This window comes from Polaromonas sp. P3_B4 (assembly GCF_056402835.1).
This window is the reverse complement of the sequence record NZ_JBFUGQ010000001.1, coordinates 3,258,891-3,284,938: the sequence shown is the minus strand read 5'-3', so window position 1 is coordinate 3,284,938 and position 26,048 is coordinate 3,258,891. Positions and strand designations below refer to the sequence as shown.

The window sequence follows — 26,048 nt, the reverse complement described above, 5'->3', positions numbered from 1 at the left end:
GGAAAACGGCTTTTTTCAGGCTGTTCTGTAGTTTTGGCCATTGACATCGAATATGTGCCTGGGCAGCTATTAAGTTGGGGGCTTGGGAAGCAAAGTTCATCACCAGATGAGCTGAGTTCCTAAACTCCTAAATAGATAGCTGCTTGCGCTTTCCTACATTGGGTTGCAGGAGATTTTCTCTTAAACCTCTTCAGCCCGCACCAAACTCATCACCCAATTCACCGGCTCGCTGCCTCGCCGTGTGGATGGCGCGCATGAACAGCATCTTGACGCGGTCCTGCTCCATGGAGGTCAGCGCGGCGTAGGTGGTGCCCCCTTTGGACGTGACCTGGGCGCGCAGGGTCTGGGGCGTCTCGTCGGACGCCTGCAGCAGCGCCGAAGCGCCTACAAAGGTGCCGACGGCAAGCTTGCGCGCTTGTTCCGGCGCAAGGCCCATGTCCGTGCCTGCCTCGATCATGGCTTCCACAAAATAAAAGACGTAGGCCGGGCCGGAGCCCGAAATGGCGGTGACCGCGTCCAGATGGGCTTCCTCGGTGAGCCACAGGAAATCCCCTGTGGGCTTGACCACCTGCTCGACGGCCAGCCTGTCATCGTCTGTCACGGCATCCCGCGCAAACAGCGCCGTCATGCCTTTGCCGACCAGCGCCGGCGTGTTGGGCATGGCGCGCACCACGCGCTCGGTGCCCAGCCAGCGCGCGATGCTGCTGGACCGCACGCCGGCTGCCACGCTCAGGTGCAGGGCGGTTTTGGTGTGAAAGCGTGTTTGCAGGGCTGCATCCTTGAAAGTCTGCGGTTTTACAGCCCAGACCACCAGGCCGGCGCTGGCCAGTGGCGCGCCGGGTTTTTCATGCACCTGCACGCCGAATTGCCGGGTGAGCTTGTTGCGTTGCTCCTCAAAAGGCTCGACCACCTGGATCTGGCTGGCTGGCATGCCCTGTTTAAGCAGGCCGCCAATGATGGCGCTGGCCATGTTGCCGCCGCCTATGAAGGCAATGTGTTCGTTGCTTGTGCGGGAAGTGGAGGTCATGCGTTGTCAATCCAAAAATTCAAAGGCCAGCCACTGGCTGATTTGCCGGGAGCTGAAATTGTCGTCGCTAATGAAGACCAGGCTGCGATTTCCGTTGGGCAGTACCGGGCCCCAGGCCATGCCTTCCGTATTGTCCAGACGTTCCAGCCGGAGGCCGGGCCCCGGGCCGGTGAAGGTGGAAAAGTCGGCGATCAGTGTTTTGTCCACCGCGCGATAGGTGCCAGTCTGCAGGACAGGCGTTGCGAGCGTGTCGGATCCCTGCCGGGTGTCGATAAGGTACAGGCGCAGCGAGTTACCTGCTTGCGGGCCCCAGCCGGCCATATAGGCCCGCTCCAGCACCAGCATGCGGTCGGCATCGAGCATCAGGATTTCCACCACACCGTTGTCGGCATAGGTGGCTGGTGCGACAGGTGCGCGCGGAATGGCGTCGGGCACATACGCGATTTGCCGCAATGCTTTCCCGCTGGCAAGGTCAATTTGGGTGAAGCGGCAGGGCCCGCCCTTCGCTTTCACCGTGGGTACGGGTCCATCTTGACGGAAAGCGTTTTCCATGGCGATCCAGGCGGTCTTGTCATCGGGTGTCAGCGCCAGGCCTTCCAGCGCCAGATTGACGCGCGGCCCCCGGATGAGATGAAACTCAAACATGGGCGGCAGCGTAAATTCGCGAACCATCGTGCCGTCAGTCCGGCTTTCGCGCAGCTCCGGTGCCACGCCCGCCAGGGAGTGCCCCTCACTGGTCCACAGCAGCGTCTGGCTGGTGGGGCGCCAGCGAATCGCCTCCGGGTCGGGAATCTGGATGCCCCGCAATACGGCCGCATACGCGTCGCCATTGCCTTCGCGCAGGGTGGTGACGCTCAGCAATTCCGGCTGGCCCAGGCTGTTCATGTCCAGCGCGATGCGTGCGGTGTAAAACCGCGCGGGGTTGACGTCGGAGCCGTCGTCGCTGATCAGGTAATACAGGTCGCTGGCGGCGTCGTAGTCGATGCCCGAGAGCCCGCCCACCGTGGTGCCCTGGAATTGCAGCCGGTGTGGAATGCGGGATTCACCGATCAGGCGCAGGCGTGTTCGAGGCGGCTGGGTGGCTGCGGCCACCGGTTGCGGCGCTCCGCAACCGGCCAGGCCCAGCACAGCGGCCGCGCCGGCTCCGAGGACCAGCCGGCGCCTGGAGGGTGTTGTGGAGTAAGGGTTCATGCGGCCAAGTCTAGCGGCCGCGCTTGAGGGGAGTGTGACAAGCGCAGGCGCGCAAATCGTGTCGGGCAGGGCCGCGCTTACTGCAGCACGGTCTGCCGCACTGCCTGTTCCCACCGCGCCATCAACTCAGCGGCCCGGTCCGCGCCCAGAGTCGGCAAAAACTTGCGCTCGGCGCGCCACATGCCTGACAACTCGTCGGTGCTGCCGTACACGCCGCTGGAAAGCCCCGCCAGGTAGGCGGCGCCCAGCGCGGTGGTTTCAATCACGGCCGGACGGATCACCGGTATGCCCAGCAGGTCGGCCTGGAATTGCATCAGCAGGTCGTTGACGCAGGCGCCGCCGTCTACACGCAGCTCGGCCACAGGCGCTGCGCCGGCACTGACCGCGTCGCGGCTCATGGCCTGCAACAGCGCTGCGCTTTGGTAGGCGATGCTTTCGAGTGCGGCGCGTGCGATGTGGGCCACCGTGGTGCCGCGCGTGAGGCCGGTGATGGTGCCGCGCGCGTCCGGTTTCCAGTAGGGTGCACCCAGGCCGGTGAAGGCCGGAACCATCATCACGCCGCCTGAATCAGGCACGCTTTCGGCCAGCGCCTGCACTTCGGCGCTGCCTTTGATGGCGTGCAGGCCGTCGCGCAGCCACTGCACCACGGCGCCGCCAACAAACACGCTGCCTTCAGTGGCGAACTGCGTTTGGGTTGTTGCCTGGGCTGCGCTGGTGGTAAGCAGACCGTTGTGTGAGGTTTGAAACTGGCTGCCCGTGTGCATCAGCATGAAGCAGCCGGTGCCGTAGGTGTTCTTGGCCATGCCGGCCTTAAAGCAGGCCTGACCGAAGAGGGCACTTTGCTGGTCGCCGGCAACGCCGCCGATGGCAATGGCGTGGCCCAGCAGGTCGGGCCGCACGTCACCGTAATGCGCACTCGACGGCAACACCCTGGGCATGAGCGAGGCCGGTATGCCCAGCAGGTCAAGCAACTCATCGTCCCACTGGTTGGTGTGCACATTGAACAGCATGGTGCGTGACGCATTGCTGACATCGGTGGCGTGCAACGCGCCGCCGGTGAGTTGCCACATCAACCAGCTGTCGATGGTGCCGAAGGCCAGTTCGCCGCGCTCGGCCTGCGCGCGTGCGCCGGGCACGTTGTCCAGCAGCCATTTGAGCTTGGTGCCAGAAAAATAGGCATCGATCAGCAGCCCGGTTTTGGACTGGATCAGCTTTTCCTTGCCGCGCTCACGCAACTCGGCGCAGGTGGCTTCCGCGCGCCTGTCCTGCCAGACGATGGCGTGATGAACCGGCAGGCCGGTCTTGCGGTTCCAGAGGGCGGTGGTCTCGCGCTGGTTGGTGATGCCCAGCGCGCGGATGTCACTGGCCTTGATATGGGCCTTGGCCAGCACCTCGCGGGCCGTGGCCAGCTGCGTGCGCCAGATCTCCATCAGGTCGTGCTCGACCCAGCCTGGCCTGGGGTAGATCTGCGGCAACTCCTGCTGGGCCAGGGCCACGATGTGGCCGTGTTCGTCAAACACGATGCTGCGGGAACTGGAGGTTCCCTGGTCGAGTGCGAGAAGGTATGTCATGCGCTGGAGTGTATGAAAGGGTGGCAGGCGCGCACAAGTGCGCGGGGCTCAGGAATGGGCCACTTCACAGTTGACGTCCGCCTCTTCCAGCAAGGTGGGGAATGGCTCGGGCGGAGGCATGTCGGTAAACAGCCGGTCAATCTGGGAAAGCGTGGCCAGCTCCACCATGGCGGGCCGGTTGAACTTGCTGCTGTCTGCCGCCAGCCAGACTTCGCGGGCATGCTCGATGATGGTCTGGGCAACTTTGACTTCGCGGTAGTCGAAGTCGCGCAGGGAGCCGTCAGGCTCGATCCCGGAAATGCCGATGATCGCGATGTCTACCCGGAACTGGCGTATGAAGTCGACTGCCGCTTCGCCCACGATGCCGCGGTCGCGTGAACGCACTACACCACCGGCGACGATGACTTCGCAATCGGTATTGCTGCACAGGATGCCGGCCACGTTCAAATTATTGGTGATGACCCGCAGTCCCTTGTGGTGCAGCAGGGCCTTGGCGATGGCTTCGGTGGTGGTGCCGATATTGAGGATCAATGAGCAGTCATTCGGAACACGCCGGGCCACCGCGCGCGCGATGCGCGCCTTGCCTTCGGCGTTAAGGCTTTCGCGCTGGCGGTGCGCAATGTTTTCGATGGTGGAGCTGGGCACCCGCACGCCGCCGTGAAAGCGCGTCAGCAAGCCTGCTTCCGCCAGGCGCTGCACATCCCGCCGGACGGTCTGCAGGGTCACGTCCAATTTTTCTGCGAGCTGCTCGACGGAGGCCGAGCCATGGGTTCGCACGACGTCGAGGAGCTTGATTTGCCTGGGATTGGAGTTCACGCGGGTTCAAGTTTGATGGAATCGTGGAGGTCTGGAAACTTTATATCGAAACAAAAGGAAACAGATAAGGGAAAACAATTAGATAAAACAATCACAAAAGAAGAAAAATAGAAAAAAACCGAACTTCGTCCAAGTTTCGCCGGGAGCCCTTCTCTTGTCTACTGCTTCTTTTTGTTTGCCTGCCGCTGCCCCGGCACAGAGGCTCCACCGCCGTTTCGGGTCGCTGCGACGCATTCTCAATGGCCGGTTGCACAGAGGGGGCGCGTGATGCAGCTGTCCCTGGACCACGTCAGCAAAAAAGTCGGCGCCGAACAATGGCTTTATGAAATGAACCTTGCGCCGCGCAGCGGCGAAGTCACTGTGTTGCTGGGCGCGACGCAGGCCGGGAAAACCAGCCTGATGCGCATCATGGCGGGTCTGGATGTCCCCACGCAGGGAAAAGTCCTGGTGAACGACGCCGATGTGACCGGCATGCCGGTTCGCGAGCGGAACGTCGCCATGGTCTACCAGCAGTTCATCAACTACCCGTCGCTACGGGTGGCGGACAACATCGCCTCGCCCCTCAAGTTGCGCGGCGAAAAGAACATTGACCGGACGGTGCGAAAACTGGCCGAACGCCTGCATATCGAGATGTTTCTGGACCGCTACCCTGCGGAGCTGTCGGGCGGGCAACAGCAGCGGGTGGCCCTGGCGCGTGCACTGGCCAAGGGGGCTCCCCTGATGCTGCTGGACGAGCCGTTGGTTAACCTGGACTACAAGCTGCGCGAGGAACTGCGCGAAGAGCTGACCCAGCTTTTTGCCGCCGGCGATTCCACCGTGATCTACGCCACCACCGAGCCTGGCGAAGCCTTGTTATTGGGGGGCTACACCGCCGTGATGGACGGTGGTGAACTGCTGCAGTACGGCCCGACCGCCGAGGTCTTCCACTCGCCACGATCCTTGCGCGTTGCGCGTGCGTTCAGCGATCCGCCCATGAATCTGATAGCGGCCCTGCCCGCAGCGCAAGGCCTGCAGCTGGCGGCAGGGCCTACCCTGGCGCTGGCCTTGCCCGATGCGCCGGCGCAAAACCTGGCCACCCTCACGGCCGGTGTTCGCGGCAGCGCCCTGCGCGTCCAAAAGCGTGAGGGTGATGTGGCGCTGCCGGGAAAGGTCGAGTTGGCTGAAATTTCGGGTTCCGACACTTTTGTCCACGTTGCCACGGCGGTGGGTGAGCTGGTGGCCCAACTGACCGGCGTGCACTACTTCGAGCTGGGTGCGCCCATCACCTTGTTTCTCAGCCCCGCCCAGGTGTATGTCTTTGATGCGACTGGTGCCTTGCTTTTGGCGCCAGAGCGCAAGGGAGGACTCGCATGAAGCACCTTTTTGCAACGACTTCTGTGCTGCGGAGGCCTTATGGCGCGTATTGATCTCGACCTGGCCCACGCCTACCGGCCGAATCCGCGCGAAGACAGCGACTACGCGTTGCTCCCGCTCACCATGAGTTTTCGCGATGGCGGCGCTTATGCGTTGCTGGGCCCGTCGGGCTGCGGCAAGACCACCATGCTCAACATCATGTCGGGCTTGCTTGTGCCGTCGCAGGGCACGGTCAAGTTTGACGGCGTAGATGTGACGCACGCCTCGCCGCAGCAGCGCAATATTGCGCAGGTGTTCCAGTTTCCGGTGATCTACGACACCATGACGGTGGCTGAAAACCTGGCGTTTCCGCTGCGCAACCGCAAGGTGCCGGAAGACCAGATCAAAAAACGCGTTGGTGAAATTGCCGAGATGCTGGACATGAGCGGCCAGCTCAACCACCGCGCGGCTGGGCTTGCGGCAGATGCCAAGCAGAAAATCTCGCTGGGCCGCGGCCTTGTGCGGCCCGATGTGTCTGCTGTGCTGTTTGACGAGCCGCTCACGGTGATCGACCCGCACCTGAAATGGCAACTGCGGCGCAAGCTCAAACAGATTCACCATGAATTGAAGCTCACCCTGATTTATGTGACACACGACCAGGTTGAGGCATTGACCTTTGCCGAAGAAGTGGTGGTGATGACGCGCGGCCGTGCTGTGCAGACGGGCTCGGCCGATGCGTTGTTTGAGCGCCCCCGCCATACGTTTGTAGGCCACTTCATCGGATCGCCCGGCATGAACTTCTTGCCGGCCACCGTCGTCGGTGGCGCGCTACGCGTCGCGGAGCGGCCGTTGGCGCTGCCACCCGAGCGCGCCATGCCCGACGGTGAGCTCAAGCTGGGCGTTCGACCTGAATACGTGGTGAAGACAGCGCCCGGCGATCCGGCCGCATTGCCTTTTACTGTCACGCTGGTGCAGGACATCGGCACGCACTGGATGCTGACGGCGCGGATCGGTGAACACACGATCAAGGCCCGGTTGAACCCTGCTTCCCGCGCGCCGCAAGTTGGCGAGGAGGTCTGGCTGCAGGTGATGGGGCCACACACCTGCCTGTACCTCAATGACGAACTGGTGGATGCATGAGCACGACGACTAAGCCCGTTAATCAGAAGGCCTGGCTGCTGGTGCTGCCCGTCATCATCTGCGTGGCGTTCTCCGCCATTCTGCCGCTGATGACCGTGGTTAACTATTCGGTGCAGGACATCATCTCGCCCGAGCGGCGCGTGTTTGTCGGCACTGAGTGGTTTGTATCCGTCATGCGTGACGAAGAACTGCATGCGGCGCTCTGGCGGCAACTGACGTTCTCGCTGGCCGTGCTGGCGGTCGAAATTCCGCTGGGCATCGCACTCGCGCTGTCCATGCCGGCGCAAGGCTGGAAGGCCTCGTTGGTGCTGGTGCTCGTTTCGCTCTCGCTGCTGATTCCGTGGAACGTGGTGGGCACTATCTGGCAGATCTATGGCCGGGCTGACATTGGCCTTTTGGGCGCGATGCTGCAAAAGATGGGCTTTGACTACAGCTACACCGGCAATGCCACGCACGCCTGGGTGACGGTGCTCATGATGGATGTCTGGCATTGGACGCCGTTGGTGGCGCTGCTGGGCTATGCCGGTTTGCGCTCCATTCCCGACGCCTACTACCAGGCCGCGCGCATCGACGGCGCCAGTAAATTTGCGGTGTTCCGTTATATCCAGCTACCCAAAATGCGCGGTGTGCTGATGATTGCCGTGCTGCTGCGCTTCATGGACAGCTTCATGATTTATACCGAGCCTTTTGTGTTGACGGGCGGCGGGCCGGGCAATGCCACGACATTCCTTTCGCAATATCTCACGCAAAAAGCCGTCGGCCAGTTTGACCTGGGCCCGGCGGCGGCGTTCTCGCTGATTTACTTTTTGATCATCCTGCTGCTGTGCTTCATCCTCTACAACTGGATGCAGCGCGTGGGCACGCAAGAGAAAGAGGGCGTGGAATGAACTCACCTAACGCACCCAGATTCCAGGCGCGCACGCTGTTCCTGATCGCGTACATCCTGTTTGCGCTGCTGCCCATCTACTGGATGGTCAACATGAGCTTCAAGACGAATGCTGAAATTCTGTCGAGCTTCTCGTTTTTCCCCCAGGACTTTACCTGGAACAACTACAAGACCATCTTCACCGACCCGTCCTGGTATTCGGGCTACATCAACAGCCTGATTTATGTGGCCATCAACACCGTGATTTCGGTCACTGTGGCCCTGCCGGCCGCCTATGCGTTTTCGCGGTACAGCTTTTTGGGCGACAAGCATGTGTTCTTCTGGCTGCTGACCAACCGCATGACACCGCCGGCGGTGTTTTTGCTGCCCTTCTTCCAGCTCTACACTACAGTGGGGCTGATGGACACCCACATCGCGGTGGCCCTGGCGCATCTGCTGTTCAACGTGCCGCTGGCGGTGTGGATCCTGGAGGGGTTCATGAGCGGGATCCCGCGCGAGATTGACGAGACCGCGTACATCGACGGCTATTCATTCCCCCGCTTCTTTGTCCGCATCTTCCTGCCGCTCATCAAGGCCGGTGTCGGTGTGGCGGCGTTCTTTTGCTTCATGTTCAGCTGGGTCGAATTGCTCCTGGCGCGCACACTGACCAGCGTCAATGCCAAGCCCATCGTCGCGACCATGACACGGACGGTGTCGGCATCCGGCATGGACTGGGCCACGCTGGCGGCGGCCGGCGTGCTGACCATCGTACCGGGCGCCATCGTGATCTGGTTTGTGCGCAACTACATCGCAAAAGGCTTCGCAATGGGCAGGGTATGACCCCGCGCGAAGGAACAGGAGAGACCCTATGACTATCACTCGGTATATCAAGCGGCCGCCGCGGATCTGGCTTTGCCAGGCCGCTTGCGGCGCCCCCTTGAGGGGGAGCGCCGAAGGCGTTCGGGGGGGAGCCCATGTTTGACTGGATGGCCTGGACGACGCCAGTGGCAATTTTCTTTACGTGCATCGTGCTGATGCTGGTGGGCATGACGGTGTGGGAATTGAAATCTCCGACAACGATACGGCGCGGCTTTTTGCCGCTGGAAACCACCCGCGGTGACCGGCTTTTTATCGGCCTGCTCAGTGCGGCCTACGTCAACCTCATCTTTGTGGGCATCAGCGGCAAGCTGGCCGGGTGGCTGGGTCTGGAGGGCGACCCGTCGATCTGGATCAGTTTTTTGCTGTCGATGGCCCTGCTCGCACTTGTCATGCGCAAGGGATAGAAATCTTGAAAAGGAACCCGGCTCATATTCCCCGGAGCCGAATAAGCCTTCAACCACGGGGAGTGAACCAATGAGGAGACAAATCATGAAGATGCGTTATACGGCCCTGGCAGTGGCCGCAGTGTGTGCCATGGCCAGCCCGGGGTGGGCCGACGAGGCGGCTGCCAAGAAGTGGATTGACAATGAATTCCAGCCCTCTACCCTGAGCAAGGACAAACAGCAGGCGGAAATGAAATGGTTCATTGACGCGGCCAAGAAACTGCAGGCCAAGGGCGTGAAGGAAATCTCGGTCGTGTCCGAGACCATCACCACCCACGAATACGAATCGAAGACGCTGGCCAAGGCCTTCGAGGAAATCACCGGCATCAAGGTCAAGCACGACCTGATCCAGGAAGGCGATGTTGTCGAGAAGCTGCAGACTTCCATGCAGTCCGGCAAGTCGATATACGACGGCTGGATTTCCGACTCGGACCTGATCGGCACCCACTACCGCTATGGCAAGGTGATGAACCTGACCGACTACATGGCGGGCAAGGGCAAGGAATACACCAACCCGGGCCTGGATCTCAAGGACTTCATCGGCACGAAGTTCACCACCGGCCCGGACGGCAAGCTGTACCAGCTGCCTGACCAGCAGTTTGCCAACCTGTACTGGTTCCGCGCCGACCTGTTCGCGCGCAAGGACTTGCAGGACAAGTTCAAGGCCAAATACGGTTACGAGCTGGGCGTGCCGCTGAACTGGAGCGCCTATGAAGACATCGCCGAGTTCTTCACCAACGACGTGAAGACCATCGACGGCAAGCCGATTTACGGCCACATGGACTACGGCAAGAAGGATCCGTCGCTCGGCTGGCGCTTTACCGACGCGTGGCTGTCCATGGCCGGCACGGCCGACATCGGCACGCCCAACGGCCTGCCGATTGACGAATGGGGTATCCGGGTGGCGGCCGACAAGTGCACGCCGGTGGGAGCCTCGGTAGCGCGCGGTGGCGCGACCAATTCACCGGCTGCTGTTTACGCGTTGACCAAGTACGTCGACTGGATGAAGAAATATGCGCCTAAGGAGGCCACCGGTATGACCTTCGGGGAAGCCGGCCCGGTGCCGGCCCAGGGCCAGATCGCCCAGCAGATTTTCTGGTACACGGCCTTCACCGCCGACATGACCAAGAAAGGCCTGCCCGTGGTGAATGCCGACGGTACGCCGAAGTGGCGTATGGCCCCCGGCCCCAACGGCCCCTACTGGAAACAGGGCATGCAAAACGGCTACCAGGACGTGGGCAGCTGGACTTTCTTTGCCGCGCACGACGAGAACAAGACGGCCGCCGCCTGGCTGTACGCGCAGTTCATCACCGCCAAGACCACGTCGCTGAAAAAGACCATTGTTGGCCTCACGCCGATCCGCGAGTCGGATATCCAGTCCAAGGCCATGACCGACATGGCGCCCAAGCTGGGCGGCCTGGTCGAGTTCTACCGCAGCCCCGCCCGAGTGGCCTGGTCGCCGACTGGTACCAACGTACCCGACTACCCCAAGCTTGCGCAGCTGTGGTGGAAGAACGTGGCCCAGGCAGTGACCGGCGAGAAGACGCCGCAGGCAGCCATGGACACGCTGGCGGGCGAGATGGACGACGTGATGGGCCGCCTGGAGCGCGCCGGCATGGCCAAGTGCCCGCCCAAGCTCAACCCCAAGGGTGATCCCGCCAAATGGCTGAGCGACAAGTCGGCGCCATGGGCCAAGCTGGCCAATGAAAAACCCAAGGGCGAAACCATCAACTACGACAAGTTGCTGCAGGCCTGGAAAGACGGAAAAGTACGCTGATCGGATGGCCGTGCGGTGCGTGAGCGCTGCACGGCTTTTTTTCTGGATTCAGGTTATTGCAACAAGCGCAGGGTAAGCTCGGCGCACTTTTTACCAATGGGTTTGTATGGAAACGGGAAGCAAAGCCCATGACGACTGAATTAGCGCCTGCGCAAACGCGGCGCCAGGATTTAATGGCCCGGCTTGCCGAGCCGTACCACTACGACATCGCGATCATTGGCGGCGGCGCTACCGGCCTGGGGGTCGCACTGGATGCGGCCGCCCGCGGGTTTTCTGTCGTGTTGGTCGAATCGCACGACTTTGCCAAGGGCACATCGTCCCGCGCCACCAAGCTGGTGCATGGCGGTGTGCGCTACCTCGCGCAGGGCAATATCTCGCTGGTGCGTGAGGCCTTGCACGAACGCACCACGCTGCTGGCCAACGCGCCGCATCTGGCGCAGCCCTTGCCCTTTGTCATGCCTTCCTACAAGTTCTGGGAGGCGCCGTTCTACGGTATCGGGCTCAAGATGTATGACGCGCTGGCTGGCAAGGCGGGTCTGGGCGCCACGGAATTCCTGAACCGGCAAGAAACTCTTGCCTGCCTGCCGACAGTGCAGGCTCAAGATCTCAAGGGCGGCGTCAAGTACTGGGATGGCCAGTTTGATGACGCGCGGCTGGCGTTGGCGCTAGCCCGCACGGCGGCGCGGCAGGGTGCGTTGCTGGTGAATTACTGCGCGGCAACGGGCCTGATCCATGAGGGCGGCAAGCTGGTCGGCCTGCATGCACGGGACCAGGAAACGGGCCGCACATTCGAAATCCGCGCCAACTGCGTGGTGAACGCGGCGGGTGTCTGGGTAGACCAGTTGCGGCTGCAGGATGGGCAGGCCATAGGGCGGGACGCCAAACCCATGGTGGCACCCAGCCAGGGTGTTCATATTGTGGTGGATCGCTCGTTTTTGCCTGGCGACCACGCCCTGCTGGTGCCCAAGACGGCCGACGGCCGGGTGCTGTTTGCAGTGCCATGGCTGGGTAAAACCATTCTGGGAACCACGGATACGCCGCGCCACGACCTGGCCCGCGAGCCGCTGCCTTTCCGCGAAGAAGTTGACTTCATCCTGCGCGAATCGGCTCGCTACCTGAGCCGCGCGCCCGGTCCGGCTGACATTAAAAGCATCTGGGTGGGGTTGCGGCCCCTGGTCAAGCCGCCGGATGAGGATGCCGGAAGCACCCAGGCGTTGTCGCGTGAGCACACGGTGCTGGTCAGCAAAAGCGGCCTGGTCACGGTGACCGGCGGCAAGTGGACGACCTATCGGGCGATGGCTGAAGATGTCCTGGCTAAGTGTTTTGGCGCGGCGTTGCTGCCAACACGCGGGGCCGGCGTCACCACAAACTTGAAGTTAGTTGGCGCTCACAATTCGAATCACAAAATTAGCGAGGCACCAGGGTCTCATCTGTATGGCAGCGAGGCGTCCGCCATGGAAAACCTGCCGGGTGCCAGCCGCGAATTAGGCGGTGGGCTGACGGAGGCAATGGTGCGTTTCGCTGCCCGCCATGAATATGCCCGCACCGTTGAAGACGTACTGGCACGGCGTTCCCGTCTGCTGTTTCTCGACGCGGCACTGGCCAGAACCCTGGCGCCGGAAGTGGCCACTCTGCTACAGCAGGAAAACGGCGTGGATCCCCAGCTGGACGAATTCCTGACGCTGTGTGGCCAATACCTCAGCCTGCCAGCCTGAATTGCCGCCAGTTGCCGTCCTGCAAAGGAGGAAGGAGGCGGGCGAAATTGGATGCCCGGGCAGATTTTGCTCTCTTTTTGATAGCTGGTTGCGCGCATCCCTATTGGTCTGAGGCCGGATTTAATGCCGAAAATCCGCCCGTGGCATAAGCGCGAAGCGTGGCCGGTACCCGAGGGCTCCCCGGGCTTCTGGAGGTACCGCCGCTTTATTGTGGGGATATTTTCACAACAAGCGGTTGACAGTGGCTTTTCGCTCAGTCATAATCGTGGGCTTCGCTCTAAAAAGGCGAGGAATTCTGCCTAACGGAAGCATTGCAAGTGGTTTGCAGTGTGGACGACGGGCCCAAGACTGATTGGCTGGTAATCCCAAGGGGTTGCCTTCCGGTGCAAGTTGGGAACACATTTAAATGATTCAAACGCAATCCAAGCTCGATGTTGCTGACAACACGGGTGCCAAGTCCGTGATGTGCATCAAGGTTCTGGGCGGCTCCAAGCGCCGGTACGCCAGCGTTGGTGACGTCATCAAGGTGAGCATCAAAGAAGCCGCTCCGCGTGGCCGCGTCAAAAAAGGCGAGGTTTACAGCGCTGTGGTCGTTCGCACCGCCAAGGGCATTCGCCGTGGCGATGGTTCGCTCGTCAAATTCGACGGCAACGCAGCAGTGTTGCTTAACGCCAAGCTGGAGCCAATCGGCACCCGCATCTTCGGACCAGTGACGCGCGAGCTGCGCACTGAAAAGTTCATGAAGATCGTGTCCCTGGCTCCTGAAGTTCTGTAAGGACTCGCCATGAACAAAATCCGTAAAGGCGACGAGATCATCGTGATCGCTGGTCGCGACAAAGGCAAGCGCGGCAAGATTTCGCTGCGCAAAGATGATAGCTACGTGCTGGTGGATGGGATCAACCTGGTGAAAAAACACACCAAGCCCAACCCCCTCAAGGGCACCACCGGTGGCATCGTCGAAAAAAGCATGCCGATTCACCAGTCGAACGTGGCAATTTTCAATGCCGCTACCGGCAAGGCGGATCGCGTTGGCATCAAGCTCCTGGCAGACGGCAAAAAAGTGCGCGTCTTCAAGTCCAGTGGCGAAGAAATCAAGGTTGCATAACATGGCAAAGACCGCACCTGTACAAGCTGCTTCGCAGGCCCGCCTGCAAGCCCAGTACCGCGAAAAAATCGCCCCCGGCCTGATTGAAAAATTCGGCTATACCTCGCCTATGCAGGTTCCCCGCATCACCAAGATCACGCTCAACATGGGTGTGAGCGAGGCTGTTGCCGACAAGAAGGTCATGGACAACGCCGTCGGCGACATGACCAAGATTGCCGGTCAGAAGCCTGTCGTGACCAAGGCCAAGAAGGCTATCGCCGGCTTCAAGATCCGCGAAGACTTGCCTATCGGCTGCATGGTGACCCTGCGCGGCGTGAAGATGTATGAGTTCCTCGATCGTTTCGTCACCGTGGCCCTGCCGCGTGTGCGTGACTTCCGCGGTATTTCCGGCCGGGCCTTCGATGGCCGCGGAAACTACAACATCGGCGTGAAAGAGCAGATCATTTTCCCTGAGATCGAGTACGACAAGGTTGATGCCTTGCGTGGCCTGAATATCAGCATCACCACAACGGCAAAGACCGATGAAGAGTGCAAGGCACTCCTCACCGCCTTCCGTTTTCCGTTCAAGAACTGAGGCGGGACATGGCAAAACAAGCTTTACTGCAACGTGAACTGAAGCGCGAGAAACTCGCCGCGAAGTTCGCCAAGAAATACGCTGAACTCAAGGCGACGTCCAACGACGCCAAGCGCTCTGACGAAGAGCGTCAGCTGGCTCGCCTCGAGCTGCAAAAACTGCCCCGCAATGCGAACCCGACCCGCCAGCGTAACCGCTGCGCGATCACGGGCCGCCCACGCGGTACTTTCCGCCAGTTCGGCCTGGCTCGCGCCAAGATCCGTGAGTTGGCTTTTGCTGGTGATATCCCTGGTATCACCAAGGCAAGCTGGTAAGCATAGGAGAACCACAAAATGAGCATGAGTGATCCTATCGCCGACATGTTGACCCGCATCCGCAATGCACAGATGGTTGAAAAGGCCGTCGTGCTGGTGCCGTCGTCAAAAGTCAAAGTTGCCATCGCGCAGGTTCTGAAAGATGAGGGCTACATTGATGGCTTCTCCGTCAAGACCGACGAAGGCAAATCCCAGCTGGAAATCGCCCTGAAGTATTACGCAGGCAAGCCCGTGATTGAGCGCATTGAGCGCGTCAGCCGCCCAGGCCTCCGTGTTTACAAAGGCCATGGCGCCATCCCCCAGGTCATGAATGGCCTTGGTGTGGCAATTGTCACGACCCCGCAAGGCGTCATGACCGATCGTAAAGCCCGCGCTACCGGTATCGGTGGTGAAGTGCTTTGCTACGTGGCCTAACGGCGGCATTGAGGAGAAACTGAAATGTCTCGTGTAGGAAAAATGCCAGTGACCGTGCCTCAGGGTGTGGACGTGGCCATGAAAGCAGACCAGATCAATGTCAAGGGTGCCCTCGGCACCCTGGCGCTGACGCAGAACGCGCTTGTCACCATCAAGAATGATGCGGGCAAGCTGACTTTTGTGCCGGCCAATGATTCGCGTGAAGCCAATGCCATGAGCGGCACGATGCGTCAGCTCGTGAACAACATGGTGACTGGTGTGACCAAGGGCTTCGAAAAGAAGCTCAGCCTGGTCGGCGTGGGCTACAAGGCCCAAGCTCAGGGCGCCAAGCTGAACCTGACCGTGGGGTATTCGCACCCTGTGATCATGGACATGCCTGCTGGCATCACCGTTGCAACGCCGACTCCCACGGAAGTGGTGATCAAGGGTTCCGACCGCCAGCGCGTCGGCCAGATCGCCGCTGAAGTTCGTGCTGTTCGTCCTCCCGAGCCTTACAAGGGCAAGGGCATCCGCTATGTGGATGAGAAGATCACGATCAAAGAAACCAAGAAGAAATAAGGAGCTGCATCATGTTGACCAAAAAAGAGCAGCGCCTTCGTCGTTCACGTCAGACCCGCATTCGCATTGCTACGCAAGGTGTTGCCCGTTTGACCGTGAATCGCACCAATCTGCACATCTATGCCAGCGTTATTTCTGGCGACGGCACCAAGGTCCTGGCTGCTGCTTCCACCGCGGAAGTGGAAGTCCGCAAGGAAATCGGCGCTTCGGGTAAAGGTGGAAACGTTGCTGCTGCGCAAGCCATTGGCAAACGCATTGCCGAAAAGGCAAAAGCAGCAGGTGTTGAAAAAGTGGCGTTTGATCGCGCCGGTTTTGCGTACCACGGCCGCGTCAAAGCGCTGGCTGAGGCGGCTCGCGAAGCTGGTTTGCAGTTCTAAGCAGACTGGAATTAAGTATGGCTAAGTTTCAAGCAAAACAGCAAAACGACGCTCCAGACGATGGTCTGAAGGAAAAAATGATCGCGGTTAACCGCGTGACCAAAGTCGTAAAGGGCGGCCGTATCCTCGGTTTCGCCGCGTTGACCGTCGTGGGTGACGGCGATGGCCGCGTCGGCATGGGCAAAGGCAAGTCGAAAGAAGTGCCGGCAGCCGTGCAAAAAGCGATGGAAGAAGCGCGTCGCAACATGACCAAGGTTTCGTTGAAAAACGGCACCATCCACCACAATGTTTTCGGTCACCACGGTGCAGCCAGCGTCATGATGGCGCCGGCTCCCAAGGGTACCGGCATCATCGCTGGCGGCCCAATGCGCGCCGTTTTCGAAGTCATGGGCATTACCGACATCGTGGCGAAGAGTCATGGTTCGAGCAACCCTTACAACATGGTGCGTGCCACCATGGATGCACTGAACAATTCCACGACCGCTTCTGAAATTGCGGCCAAACGTGGCAAATCGGTCGAAGAGATCTTCGGCTAAGGCGGCATTGAAATGACCAAAGAAACCAAAGTCAAAGTCCAGCTGGTTCGCAGCCCGATTGGCACCAAGGAATCGCATCGCGCCACTGTGCGCGGTCTGGGCCTTCGTGGTGTCAACAGCGTCAGCGAATTGCAGGATACGCCCGCAGTGCGCGGCATGATCAACAAGATCAGCTATCTGGTCAAGATTGTCTGAGCGGAGACTCAAAATGGAATTGAACGGAATCAAGCCTGGCCAAGGTGCCAAACATGCCAAGCGACGCGTCGGTCGTGGCATTGGCTCCGGTCTGGGTAAAACATCTGGACGCGGCCACAAAGGCCAGAAATCACGTGCTGGTGGCTACCACAAGGTCGGCTTCGAAGGCGGTCAAATGCCTATGCAGCGCCGTTTGCCAAAGCGTGGCTTCAAGTCGCATCTGCTCAAGTTCAACGCCGAGGTTACTCTGAGTGCGCTGGAGCAGCTGGGTCTGGCTGAAGTCGATCTGCTGGCACTGAAGACTGCCGGCCTGGTGGGCCAGCTTGCCAAGAACGTCAAGGTCATCAAGTCGGGTGAGCTGTCCAAGGCTGTCAAGCTGAACGGCATCTCCGCCACGGCGGGTGCCAAGGCCATTATTGAAGCCGCCGGCGGCTCTGTCGCTTAAATACCTGACTGGAAAATCAGTGGCAACCAACTCAGCTCAAATTGCGAAAACCGGCAAGTACGGTGATTTGCGTAACCGGCTTGTGTTTTTGCTGCTGGCTCTCGTGGTGTACCGCATTGGCGCGCACATCCCGGTGCCAGGGATTGATCCTGGCCAGCTCAAGGAGTTGTTCAAGGGCCAACAAGGCGGCATATTGAATTTGTTCAATATGTTTTCTGGTGGTGCCCTGTCGCGCTTTACGGTATTCGCCCTGGGCATCATGCCGTACATCTCGGCATCGATCATCATGCAGCTACTGACGTACGTCGTTCCGACGTTCGAGCAGATGAAAAAAGAAGGCGAAAGCGGCAGGCGCAAGATTACGCAGTACACACGTTACGGCACGCTGGCTTTGGCATTGTTCCAGTCCATGGGCATTGCTGTGGCGCTGGAAAGCTCGCCGGGCTTGGTGTTGGCGCCCGGCTTTGGTTTCCGCATGACGGCAGTGTTCAGCCTGACGGCCGGCACGATGTTCCTGATGTGGCTGGGTGAGCAGATTACCGAGCGTGGTTTGGGTAACGGCATTTCGATCCTGATTTTTGCAGGCATTGCGGCAGGTTTGCCGAGCGCAATGGGTGGCTTGCTGGAGCTGGTGCGTACCGGCGCCATGAGCATTCTGGTGGCCATTGTGATCGTCGCGGTGGTTGTGCTGGTGACCTATTTCGTGGTGTTCGTAGAGCGTGGACAGCGCAAGATTCTTGTGAACTATGCGCGGCGCCAGGTGGGTAACAAGGTTTACGGCGGGCAGTCATCGCACTTGCCGTTGAAGTTGAACATGGCGGGTGTGATCCCCCCGATTTTCGCTTCATCGATCATTTTGCTGCCTGCTACCGTCGTGGGCTGGTTTAGCACCGGTGAAAGCATGCGCTGGCTCAAAGACATCGCCAGCACGCTGACGCCGGGCCAGCCAATCTACGTAATGCTGTATGCCAGTGCGATCGTGTTCTTCTGCTTCTTCTATACGGCGCTGGTGTTCAACAGCCGTGAAACGGCGGACAACCTGAAAAAGAGCGGTGCGTTCATTCCGGGTATTCGGCCGGGCGATCAGACGGCGCGCTACATTGACAAAATCCTGGTGCGTTTGACGCTGGCAGGTGCGGTTTACATCACATTCGTGTGCCTGTTGCCGGAGTTTTTGATTTTGAAATACAACGTGCCGTTTTATTTTGGCGGTACGTCGTTGATGATTATTGTCGTGGTGACCATGGATTTCATGGCCCAGGTACAGAACTACATGATGTCGCAACAGTATGAGTCGTTGCTTAAAAAGGCGAACTTCAAGACGTCACTGGGCGGTTAACTGGGTATTTGATGGGATATGTCTAAAGACGATGTGATCCAGATGCAAGGTGAGGTTGTAGAAAACCTTCCCAATGCGACTTTCAGGGTGAAGCTGGAAAATGGACATGTTGTACTGGGGCACATCTCGGGAAAAATGCGTATGCACTACATCCGCATTCTTCCCGGTGACAAGGTAACGGTTGAGTTAACGCCTTACGATTTATCGCGCGCACGAATTGTTTTCCGTGCCAAGTAAGCACAGAGTGAAAGTTTAGGAGTAATAGAAATGAGAGTTTCAGCTTCGGTCAAGAAAATTTGCCGTAACTGCAAAGTTATCCGTCGCAAGGGCGTTGTCCGTGTGATTTGCACGGATCCGCGTCACAAACAGCGTCAAGGCTGATTTCAAGAGTTTTAGAGGACGAACATGGCTCGTATCGCTGGTATCAATATTCCGCCGCAGCAACATGCCGAAATCGGCTTGACTGCTATCTTTGGCATCGGTCGCACGCGCGCTCGCAAAATTTGCGAAGCATGTGACATCGCTTACGCCAAAAAGGTCAAAGATCTGACCGATGGCGACCTGGAAAAAATCCGTGAGCAGATCGCCCTGTTCACCATCGAGGGTGACCTGCGTCGTGAAACCACGATGAACATCAAGCGCCTGATGGACATCGGTTGCTACCGTGGTTTCCGCCACCGTCGCGGCCTGCCCATGCGTGGCCAGCGCACCCGGACCAATGCCCGTACCCGCAAGGGCCCGCGCAAGGCCGCTGCAGCTTTGAAGAAATAATTGAGAGGTCGTCATGGCAAAATCACCAAGCAATAACGCCGCACAACGCGTTCGCAAGAAAGTTCGCAAGAACGTGGCCGATGGTATCGCCCACGTCCACGCTTCTTTCAATAACACGATCATCACTATCACGGATCGCCAGGGCAATGCCTTGTCCTGGGCGTCTTCCGGTGGTCAGGGTTTCAAAGGTTCGCGCAAATCCACCCCTTTCGCAGCGCAGGTCGCTTCCGAAGTGGCTGGTCGCGCCGCCATTGAGCAAGGCATCAAGAATCTTGACGTCGAAATCAAGGGTCCTGGTCCAGGCCGTGAATCATCTGTCCGCGCTTTGGGCGCACTCGGCATCCGGATCAATTCGATTGCCGACGTGACCCCGGTTCCGCATAACGGCTGCCGCCCGCAAAAGCGCCGCCGCATTTAATTCCCCGTGCCTAGGCATCCGGCGGGTTGTTTCAGCCCGTCAGATACCAGGCATTTTCACCAAGCCCACCGCCGCAGGTTACGACCTCCGGCTCCTGCAATTCATTGCAGCAGATGACAAAAGGACACTCAAGTGGCACGTTACCTAGGCCCCAAGGCCAAACTATCCCGCCGTGAAGGCACCGACCTGTTCCTGAAGAGTGCACGCCGCGCCATCAGCGACAAGGCCAAATTCGACTCCAAGCCAGGTCAGCACGGCCGTACCTCTGGTACCCGTACTTCCGACTTCGGCTTGCAATTGCGCGAAAAGCAAAAAGTCAAGCGCATGTATGGTGTGCTCGAAAAGCAGTTTCGCCGTTATTTTGAAGAAGCGGATCGTCGCAAGGGCAACACCGGCGCCAATCTACTGTTCATTCTTGAGTCGCGTCTGGACAACGTTGTGTATCGCATGGGCTTCGGTTCGACCCGTGCTGAAGCGCGTCAGCTGGTTTCGCACAAGGCCATCACGGTCAATGGCGGATCTGTCAACATTCCTTCGTACATGGTCAAGGCCGGCGACATCATTGCCGTGCGTGACAAGTCGAAGAAGCAGACCCGTATCACGGAAGCCCTTGAGCTTGCAAAACAGGTCGGTCTGCCCGCCTGGGTCGATGTGAACGCCGACAAGGGAGAAGGCACCTTCAAGAAGGTACCTGATCGCGACGAGTTTGCCGCCGACGTCAACGAATCGTTGATTGTCGAGTTGTACTCACGCTAATTTTTCGTTCCTGCGATACGGGGCACCGTATCGCCAGGGTGTGCTTCGCCGGCCTTATCGGTGTAACGAACCGAGGGTATTGAGAGGAAGACTGCATGCAGACCAATTTGTTGAAACCAAAAACCATTAATGTTGAGCAGCTCGGCGCCAACCGCGCCAAGGTGACTCTGGAGCCGTTTGAGCGTGGCTACGGCCATACGCTGGGCAACGCGCTGCGCCGCGTACTGTTGTCTTCCATGGTCGGCCACGCCGCCACCGAAGTCACCATCGCGGGCGTCCTGCACGAGTACTCGTCCATCGACGGTGTGCAGGAAGACGTCGTCAACATCCTGTTGAACCTCAAAGGTGTGGTGTTCAAGCTCCACAACCGCGACGAAGTTACGCTGAGCCTGCGCAAAGACGGCGAAGGCCCAGTCACCGCCGCCGACATCCAGACGCCACATGACGTGGAAATCATCAACCCTGAACACGTGATCGTGAACCTGTCGCACGGCGGCAAGATCGACATGCAGATCAAGGTTGAAAACGGCCGCGGCTATGTGCCCGGCAACCAGCGCCGCTATGGCGATGAGTCGCCAAAATCGATCGGCCGTATCGTGCTGGACGCGTCGTTCTCGCCCGTCAAGCGCGTGAGCTACATCGTCGAAAGCGCCCGCGTTGAGCAGCGCACCGACCTCGACAAGCTCGTGCTGGAAATCGAAACCAACGGCGCAGTGACGGCAGAAGATGCTGTCCGTGCCTCGGCCAAGATCCTGGTCGAGCAACTGGCCGTGTTCGCACAGCTCGAAGGCAATGAACTGGCCGCGTTTGACGCGCCCGTTCAGCGCAGCTCGCAGCAGTTCGATCCGATTCTGCTGCGCCCTGTCGACGAACTCGAACTTACCGTTCGTTCGGCGAACTGCCTCAAAGCGGAAAACATCTACTACATCGGCGACCTGATCCAGCGCACCGAGAACGAGCTGCTGAAGACGCCGAACCTGGGCCGTAAATCGCTCAACGAAATCAAGGAAGTGCTTGCGTCACGCGGCCTGACCCTTGGTATGCGCCTGGAAAGCTGGCCACCCGCCGGTCTCGACAAGCGTTAATTTGAACCACAAGGTCCCGCCTGAAAGGGGATCTCGCACGGGCAGTACCTGATACGGCTGCCTGGATTTTAAAAAAGGAAACACCATGCGCCACGGACACGGATTACGTAAACTCAACCGCACCAGCGAGCACCGCCTCGCCATGTTGCGCAACATGATGAACTCGCTGCTGCAGCACGAAGTCATCAAGACCACCCTGCCCAAGGCCAAGGAATTGCGCCGCGTGGTCGAACCCATGATCACCCTTGGTAAAGAACCTACTCTGGCCAACAAGCGCTTGGCATTTGATCGCCTGCGTGACCGCGATATGGTCGTCAAGCTGTTCGCAGAGATCGGCCCACGCTACAAGGCACGTCCCGGCGGCTACACGCGTATCCTGAAGATGGGTTTCCGCGTTGGTGACAACGCGCCCATGGCGCTGGTCGAACTGGTGGACCGTCCTGAAGTGTCGGAAGACACTACAGCTGACACGGCCAAGGCAGAGTAAGCTACAATACACACATACCGCGCGGTGGAGCAGCCTGGTAGCTCGTTGGGCTCATAACCCAAAGGTCGTAAGTTCAAATCTTGCCCGCGCAACCAACACGTTAGCCTCTCAAGGCCAACAGCAAAACGCCTGCATCAAGCAGGCGTTTTGCTTTCCGGCCTTCATTCGGCGTTCAGCGGTTCTGCTGCCAGTAGCATCACTGGCAGTCATTGCTTGCGGCTGGCCTGTATAGCCGTTGCTCAGTCCGGCACAACTGCTGTCACTTCAATTTCGACCTGGGCGCGGTCTTCAACCAGTGCCGCAACCTCGACACATGTCATGGCCGGAAAATTCTTTCCCATGACTTCGCGGTAGACAGCACCCAGTTCCTTGAGCCTGGCCACGTACTCGACACGATCCAACACATACCAGGTCATGCGGACCATATGCTCGGGTCCGGCGCCACCGGCCTTCAGCACGGCCGCAATGTTCAGCAGCGCCTGGCGCGTCTGCGCGATGAAATCGTCGCTCTCGAACTGTTGCTGTGCATTCCAGCCAATCTGGCCTCCCACAAAAAGCAAGGCGCCGCGTGCAAGGATGCCGTTGGCATAACCTTTGGGCTCGGCCCAGCCGGGCGGTTGTAGTTTCTTGATCATGAGCTTCCTGAGGATGTTTTCAAATAAGGTAACAGGGCGCTGCGCATTCGTTCGGGAAGCGGCAGGGGTTTGCCATTGGGGAGCTCTGAATAGACCACCACGCCATGCGCTTTCAGCTTGATGACTTCGGCGCCGTCTGGCGAGGCTGGGCTGCCATGAATCTCGTATTGCATACCCATGCTCGCGTTACCCAGGCGAGTCAGTTCCAGCGTGATTGTCAGCGGGTCGCCATGACGGCACATACCGAGAAATTCGACCTTCAGATCCACAATCGGCACGCCTGTGCCACCGGCAATCAGAACATGTTCGGGAAAGCCGATGTGCGCCAGGAAATCCTCTTGCACCTCATGCAACAGATAGAGAAACTGCGGATAAAAAACGATGCCGGCCGGATCGCAATGGTGAAACCTGACGAGCTTTTGCGCGGTGAATTTCATGATTCGCGCAGCTTGAAGCGTTGCAGCTTGCCGGTTTCGGTGCGCGGCAGTTTGGTCACGAATTCGATCTGACGGGGATATTTGAAAGGCGCAAGCGCCGCCTTGACGTGGTCTTGCAGGGCCTTTGCCATGGCGTCATTTGCTGCCTGGTCAGGCTTGAGCACAACAAAGGCCTTGACGACCATCCCCCGGTCGTCGTCGGGCAAGCCCACAACACCGCATTCAGCCACGGCAGGGTGCTTGAGCAGGGCATCTTCCACCTCAGGGCCCGCCACGTTGTAGCCCGCGGTAATAATCATGTCGTCGGCGCGCGCCTGGTAGAAGAAATAACCGTCGGCGTCCTGCATGAAGGCGTCGCCCGGGTAGTTCCAGCCGTCCTTCACATAGTTGCCCTGGCGTGCATCGTCCAGGTAGCGGCAGCCCGTGGGCCCCACCACCGCCAGCTTGCCGATGGTGCCGCGCGGCACTTCCGCGCCGGTGTCGTCCACCACCTTGGCGGTGTAGCCTGGCACCACCTTGCCGATGGCGCCGCGGCGCACGTCGGCGCCGGCTGCGGAGATAAAGATGTGGAACATCTCGGTCGCGCCTATACCGTCGATCATCTCAATGCCGGTAGCGTCCTTCCATAGCTGCCGCGTGGCGTCAGGCAGGCTCTCGCCGGCACTCACGCACATCCGCAAGCCGGGCACGCCGTGCTGTTTGGCGAACGCAGCCATCTGCCGGTAAAACGTCGGTGCCGTGTAGCAGACCGTTGCGCCGACCTGGTTGATCAGCTTGACCATCGCTTCTGGCGTATAGGCAATGGAGGGGTAGTAAACAGAGGCACCGGCCCACATCGGGAAAATCAGCATGCCGCCCAGGCCAAAGGTAAAAGCCAGCGGTGGCGAGCCGATGACGATGTCGTCCGGCTTGGCCTTGAGCACATGGCGCGGCCACGCCTCGCAGGCGGCCAGCACGTCGCGATGCGTGTGCACCGCGGCCTTGGGCTTGCCTGTAGTGCCGGAAGTGAAGGCCATCAAGGCGATGTCGTCGGCGGCCACCGGGCAGGGCGTAAAGCTGCCGTCCTTCTGCGCCGACAGCACCGCCAGCGAGCCCGGCGCGTCCATCAGGTTGAAGGGCACGATGGTGGGCAAGGTATCGCTTTGCGCCTTTGCCGCCTGCAGCTCATCCAGCAGCGTTGCATCGCACAATGCCAGCGCGGGCCGGGCCTTTTCAATGATCTCGCTGAGTTCCTTGGCGCGCAGCAGCGGCATGGTCGCCACCGCCACCAGCCCGGCCTGCACCACGCCCAGCCAGGCCAGCGCCATGCCGATCGAGTTGCCGCCGCGCAGCAACACCCGGTTGCCGGGCTTCAGCCCGAAGTTTTCCGTCAGTACCTGTGCGATGCGGTTTACGCGATCCAGTGCATCTGCGTAGCTCAGCGTGATTTTGTCCGAGCGTAACAGCGGCTTGTCACCCTGCTCCTCGCGAAAGGCCTTGTCAAACAAGGCCTGCACCAGATTGGCCTGCGCCGGTATGCGCAGCTCGGGCAGCGCGTACACCATGCGGGGCAGTTGCCCGGGCTGCGGCAGGCGGTCATGCACAAAGCGGTCTGCCTGCGCGGAGGGCGCCGCGGACACTTTTTCTACTGGGTCGGAGACAGAGGTGCTCATGATTGCAGTACGGCCTTTCCAATGATGAGTTGCTGCACTTCGGTCGCGCCTTCGTAAATGCGCAGCGAGCGGATATCGCGGTACAGGCTTTCCACCTTGGTGCCCACTTTCACGCCCAGGCCGCCGTGCATCTGCAGCGCCATGTCGATGACCTTTTGCGCGTTCTCGGTGGCCGTCATCTTGGCCATGGCCGCTTCGGCGGTGATACGCGCACCGCTGCCCAGGCGTTCGCTTTCGTCGCGCATCCAGGCGGCGCGGTAGGTCAGCAGCGCAGCGGCGTCCACCAGTGCCGCCATCTCGCCAAGCTTGGCCTGCGTGAGCTGGAAGTCGGCCAGGGTCTGGCCGAACATCTTGCGTTCCTTCGAGAAATGCACCGCCTCGGCCAGCGCGCGGCGCGCCATGCCCAGTGCGGCGGCGGCCACGGAGGCACGGAAGATGTCCAGCGTCTGCATCGCCAGCTTGAAGCCGCCGTGCAGCGCGCCCAGCTGCGCATCCCTCGGCAGCTTGCAATGCGCGAACTTCAGCGTGGCCAGCGGGTGTGGCGCCATGACGGCGATGTGTTCGCTGCTGTCCAGGCCCTTGTTTTCCGCATCGACGATGAAGGCCGTAATGCCGCGCGTGCCGCCCTGCGGGTCCGTCTTGGCGAAGGTCACGTAGAAATCCGCGATCCCGCCGTTGCTGATCCATGTCTTGCTGCCGTTCAAGGCCCAGCCCTCACCCGTGTCTGTGGCGGAGGTCACCATGGCGCCGGCATCGGAACCGGCGTCGGGCTCGCTCAAGGCGAAGGCCGCGATCTTCTTGCCGCTGGCCACCTGCGGCAGGTAGGCAGCCTGCTGCGCCGGTGTGCCCGCCAGTGTGATGGCGCCGCTGCCCAGTCCCTGCATCGCAAACGCGAAATCGGCCAGTGGCGAATGAAAGGCCAGCGTCTCGCGCAGGATGACAAGCGCGCGGGAGTCCAGCTTTTCCAGTGCGCCGCCCAGGGTGCCGTCCTTACCCGCCGGTACGCAATAGCGCAGCCAGCCGTTGGCACCCAGCAGGCTCACCCACTCCTTGCAGGCCCGGCGGTCATCGCTTTCGTCGATGTGCTGCTGCGGCATCCAGTCGGCCAGGCGCTGCGCCAGGTCGCGGTGAACCTCGTCAAAAAAAGGCAGCGCCAAGTGGGCGGTGGTCGATCTCATGCGTGATCCTTGTCGT

At 60.0% G+C, this 26,048-nt stretch carries 33 protein-coding genes and 1 tRNA gene; 26 read left to right on the top strand and 8 right to left on the bottom strand.

Annotation, left to right across the window (positions count from 1 at the left end; all coding sequences use genetic code 11):
* Window positions 1-190 precede the first annotated feature (190 nt).
* The 4 genes from proC to AC1DVV_RS15595 all read right to left on the bottom strand — a co-directional run bounded on the left by proC (window position 191) and on the right by AC1DVV_RS15595 (window position 4,605).
* Entirely contained in the window at window positions 191-1,027 is an 837-nt protein-coding gene (gene proC, locus AC1DVV_RS15610; protein ID WP_457281406.1) for a pyrroline-5-carboxylate reductase, read from the bottom strand.
* Window positions 1,028-1,033: 6 nt separating this feature from the next.
* Window positions 1,034-2,218, bottom strand: coding sequence for an esterase-like activity of phytase family protein (locus tag AC1DVV_RS15605; RefSeq protein ID WP_477701968.1), 1,185 nt, complete (start codon window positions 2,216-2,218; stop codon window positions 1,034-1,036).
* A 77-nt stretch (window positions 2,219-2,295) separates the two neighbouring features.
* Window positions 2,296-3,789, bottom strand: a complete 1,494-nt coding sequence (gene glpK, locus AC1DVV_RS15600; RefSeq protein WP_457281404.1) for a glycerol kinase GlpK — start codon at window positions 3,787-3,789, stop codon at window positions 2,296-2,298.
* A 48-nt stretch (window positions 3,790-3,837) separates the two neighbouring features.
* A complete protein-coding gene (locus tag AC1DVV_RS15595; RefSeq protein WP_457281403.1) occupies window positions 3,838-4,605 on the bottom strand; it encodes a DeoR/GlpR family DNA-binding transcription regulator in 768 nt (255 codons plus the stop codon).
* Window positions 4,606-4,872: 267 nt separating this feature from the next.
* Here AC1DVV_RS15595 and AC1DVV_RS15590 point away from each other — a divergent pair, with 267 nt between their 5' ends.
* The 26 genes from AC1DVV_RS15590 (at window position 4,873) to AC1DVV_RS15465 (ending at window position 22,225) form a co-directional block, all read left to right on the top strand.
* Window positions 4,873-5,958 (top strand): ABC transporter ATP-binding protein, encoded by a 1,086-nt coding sequence (locus AC1DVV_RS15590; protein WP_477666472.1) that lies wholly within the window; start codon window positions 4,873-4,875, stop codon window positions 5,956-5,958.
* A 39-nt stretch (window positions 5,959-5,997) separates the two neighbouring features.
* On the top strand, window positions 5,998-7,077 hold the full coding sequence (locus tag AC1DVV_RS15585; RefSeq protein WP_457281402.1) for an ABC transporter ATP-binding protein: 1,080 nt from the start codon (window positions 5,998-6,000) through the stop codon (window positions 7,075-7,077).
* The gene (locus tag AC1DVV_RS15580) at window positions 7,074-7,964 is read left to right on the top strand and encodes a carbohydrate ABC transporter permease (RefSeq protein WP_457281401.1); all 891 of its coding nucleotides are present in this window, start codon (window positions 7,074-7,076) and stop codon (window positions 7,962-7,964) included. The genes AC1DVV_RS15585 and AC1DVV_RS15580 overlap by 4 nt, the downstream gene beginning before the upstream one ends.
* Window positions 7,961-8,782: a carbohydrate ABC transporter permease gene (locus AC1DVV_RS15575; protein ID WP_457281400.1), complete on the top strand. Its 822-nt coding sequence runs from the start codon at window positions 7,961-7,963 to the stop codon at window positions 8,780-8,782. The genes AC1DVV_RS15580 and AC1DVV_RS15575 overlap by 4 nt, the downstream gene beginning before the upstream one ends.
* A 134-nt stretch (window positions 8,783-8,916) precedes the next feature.
* Window positions 8,917-9,225, top strand: coding sequence for a DUF2160 domain-containing protein (locus tag AC1DVV_RS15570; protein ID WP_457281399.1), 309 nt, complete (start codon window positions 8,917-8,919; stop codon window positions 9,223-9,225).
* Window positions 9,226-9,310: 85 nt separating this feature from the next.
* Window positions 9,311-11,041, top strand: coding sequence for an ABC transporter substrate-binding protein (locus AC1DVV_RS15565; RefSeq protein ID WP_457281398.1), 1,731 nt, complete (start codon window positions 9,311-9,313; stop codon window positions 11,039-11,041).
* A 128-nt stretch (window positions 11,042-11,169) separates the two neighbouring features.
* Window positions 11,170-12,756: a glycerol-3-phosphate dehydrogenase/oxidase gene (locus AC1DVV_RS15560; protein ID WP_457281397.1), complete on the top strand. Its 1,587-nt coding sequence runs from the start codon at window positions 11,170-11,172 to the stop codon at window positions 12,754-12,756.
* Window positions 12,757-13,162: 406 nt separating this feature from the next.
* Window positions 13,163-13,531, top strand: a complete 369-nt coding sequence (rplN, locus tag AC1DVV_RS15555; protein ID WP_007869247.1) for a 50S ribosomal protein L14 — start codon at window positions 13,163-13,165, stop codon at window positions 13,529-13,531.
* 9 nt (window positions 13,532-13,540) lie between these two features.
* On the top strand, window positions 13,541-13,861 hold the full coding sequence (gene rplX, locus AC1DVV_RS15550) for a 50S ribosomal protein L24 (RefSeq protein WP_348045257.1): 321 nt from the start codon (window positions 13,541-13,543) through the stop codon (window positions 13,859-13,861).
* A gap of 1 nt (window position 13,862) precedes the next feature.
* Entirely contained in the window at window positions 13,863-14,435 is a 573-nt protein-coding gene (gene rplE, locus AC1DVV_RS15545; protein ID WP_092130238.1) for a 50S ribosomal protein L5, read from the top strand.
* An 8-nt stretch (window positions 14,436-14,443) separates the two neighbouring features.
* Window positions 14,444-14,749 (top strand): 30S ribosomal protein S14, encoded by a 306-nt coding sequence (rpsN, locus tag AC1DVV_RS15540; protein WP_188709725.1) that lies wholly within the window; start codon window positions 14,444-14,446, stop codon window positions 14,747-14,749.
* 18 nt (window positions 14,750-14,767) lie between these two features.
* Window positions 14,768-15,163 carry a 30S ribosomal protein S8 gene (gene rpsH, locus AC1DVV_RS15535; RefSeq protein ID WP_371436766.1) on the top strand — a complete coding sequence of 132 codons (396 nt, stop codon included), beginning with the start codon at window positions 14,768-14,770 and terminating at the stop codon, window positions 15,161-15,163.
* A gap of 24 nt (window positions 15,164-15,187) precedes the next feature.
* A complete protein-coding gene (gene rplF / locus AC1DVV_RS15530) occupies window positions 15,188-15,721 on the top strand; it encodes a 50S ribosomal protein L6 (protein ID WP_457281396.1) in 534 nt (177 codons plus the stop codon).
* Between the two features lie 11 nt (window positions 15,722-15,732).
* Window positions 15,733-16,098, top strand: coding sequence for a 50S ribosomal protein L18 (gene rplR / locus AC1DVV_RS15525; RefSeq protein ID WP_457281395.1), 366 nt, complete (start codon window positions 15,733-15,735; stop codon window positions 16,096-16,098).
* Between the two features lie 17 nt (window positions 16,099-16,115).
* Window positions 16,116-16,634, top strand: a complete 519-nt coding sequence (gene rpsE / locus AC1DVV_RS15520) for a 30S ribosomal protein S5 (RefSeq protein WP_457281394.1) — start codon at window positions 16,116-16,118, stop codon at window positions 16,632-16,634.
* Window positions 16,635-16,646: 12 nt separating this feature from the next.
* Window positions 16,647-16,829, top strand: a complete 183-nt coding sequence (rpmD, locus tag AC1DVV_RS15515) for a 50S ribosomal protein L30 (RefSeq protein WP_122954340.1) — start codon at window positions 16,647-16,649, stop codon at window positions 16,827-16,829.
* Window positions 16,830-16,842: 13 nt separating this feature from the next.
* Window positions 16,843-17,274, top strand: coding sequence for a 50S ribosomal protein L15 (gene rplO / locus AC1DVV_RS15510; protein ID WP_122954339.1), 432 nt, complete (start codon window positions 16,843-16,845; stop codon window positions 17,272-17,274).
* A gap of 19 nt (window positions 17,275-17,293) precedes the next feature.
* On the top strand, window positions 17,294-18,613 hold the full coding sequence (secY, locus tag AC1DVV_RS15505) for a preprotein translocase subunit SecY (protein ID WP_457281393.1): 1,320 nt from the start codon (window positions 17,294-17,296) through the stop codon (window positions 18,611-18,613).
* Window positions 18,614-18,631: 18 nt separating this feature from the next.
* A complete protein-coding gene (infA, locus tag AC1DVV_RS15500) occupies window positions 18,632-18,850 on the top strand; it encodes a translation initiation factor IF-1 (protein WP_007869286.1) in 219 nt (72 codons plus the stop codon).
* Between the two features lie 30 nt (window positions 18,851-18,880).
* Window positions 18,881-18,994: a 50S ribosomal protein L36 gene (rpmJ, locus tag AC1DVV_RS15495; protein WP_028820150.1), complete on the top strand. Its 114-nt coding sequence runs from the start codon at window positions 18,881-18,883 to the stop codon at window positions 18,992-18,994.
* Window positions 18,995-19,018: 24 nt separating this feature from the next.
* Window positions 19,019-19,384: a 30S ribosomal protein S13 gene (rpsM, locus tag AC1DVV_RS15490; RefSeq protein ID WP_074579313.1), complete on the top strand. Its 366-nt coding sequence runs from the start codon at window positions 19,019-19,021 to the stop codon at window positions 19,382-19,384.
* A gap of 13 nt (window positions 19,385-19,397) precedes the next feature.
* Window positions 19,398-19,802: a 30S ribosomal protein S11 gene (rpsK, locus tag AC1DVV_RS15485; protein WP_007869288.1), complete on the top strand. Its 405-nt coding sequence runs from the start codon at window positions 19,398-19,400 to the stop codon at window positions 19,800-19,802.
* A gap of 132 nt (window positions 19,803-19,934) precedes the next feature.
* The gene (gene rpsD, locus AC1DVV_RS15480) at window positions 19,935-20,558 is read left to right on the top strand and encodes a 30S ribosomal protein S4 (protein WP_457281392.1); all 624 of its coding nucleotides are present in this window, start codon (window positions 19,935-19,937) and stop codon (window positions 20,556-20,558) included.
* Window positions 20,559-20,653: 95 nt separating this feature from the next.
* Complete coding sequence (locus tag AC1DVV_RS15475; protein WP_122954336.1) at window positions 20,654-21,643, top strand: DNA-directed RNA polymerase subunit alpha; 990 nt, start codon at window positions 20,654-20,656, stop codon at window positions 21,641-21,643.
* A gap of 85 nt (window positions 21,644-21,728) precedes the next feature.
* Window positions 21,729-22,130, top strand: coding sequence for a 50S ribosomal protein L17 (rplQ, locus tag AC1DVV_RS15470; protein ID WP_122954335.1), 402 nt, complete (start codon window positions 21,729-21,731; stop codon window positions 22,128-22,130).
* An 18-nt stretch (window positions 22,131-22,148) separates the two neighbouring features.
* Window positions 22,149-22,225: transfer RNA gene (locus AC1DVV_RS15465), tRNA-Met, on the top strand.
* A gap of 144 nt (window positions 22,226-22,369) precedes the next feature.
* Here the strand turns inward: AC1DVV_RS15465 and AC1DVV_RS15460 are convergent.
* Genes AC1DVV_RS15460 through AC1DVV_RS15445 form a run of 4 tightly spaced genes read right to left on the bottom strand, consistent with a single transcriptional unit; the run spans window position 22,370 to window position 26,032 of the window.
* A complete protein-coding gene (locus AC1DVV_RS15460) occupies window positions 22,370-22,765 on the bottom strand; it encodes a RidA family protein (protein ID WP_477701970.1) in 396 nt (131 codons plus the stop codon).
* Entirely contained in the window at window positions 22,762-23,202 is a 441-nt protein-coding gene (locus tag AC1DVV_RS15455) for an acyl-CoA thioesterase (protein WP_457281390.1), read from the bottom strand. Before AC1DVV_RS15455 ends, AC1DVV_RS15460 begins: the two co-directional genes overlap by 4 nt.
* The gene (locus AC1DVV_RS15450; RefSeq protein ID WP_477701971.1) at window positions 23,199-24,854 is read right to left on the bottom strand and encodes a benzoate-CoA ligase family protein; all 1,656 of its coding nucleotides are present in this window, start codon (window positions 24,852-24,854) and stop codon (window positions 23,199-23,201) included. The genes AC1DVV_RS15455 and AC1DVV_RS15450 overlap by 4 nt, the downstream gene beginning before the upstream one ends.
* Complete coding sequence (locus AC1DVV_RS15445; RefSeq protein ID WP_477701972.1) at window positions 24,851-26,032, bottom strand: acyl-CoA dehydrogenase family protein; 1,182 nt, start codon at window positions 26,030-26,032, stop codon at window positions 24,851-24,853. Before AC1DVV_RS15445 ends, AC1DVV_RS15450 begins: the two co-directional genes overlap by 4 nt.
* Window positions 26,033-26,048 lie beyond the last annotated feature (16 nt).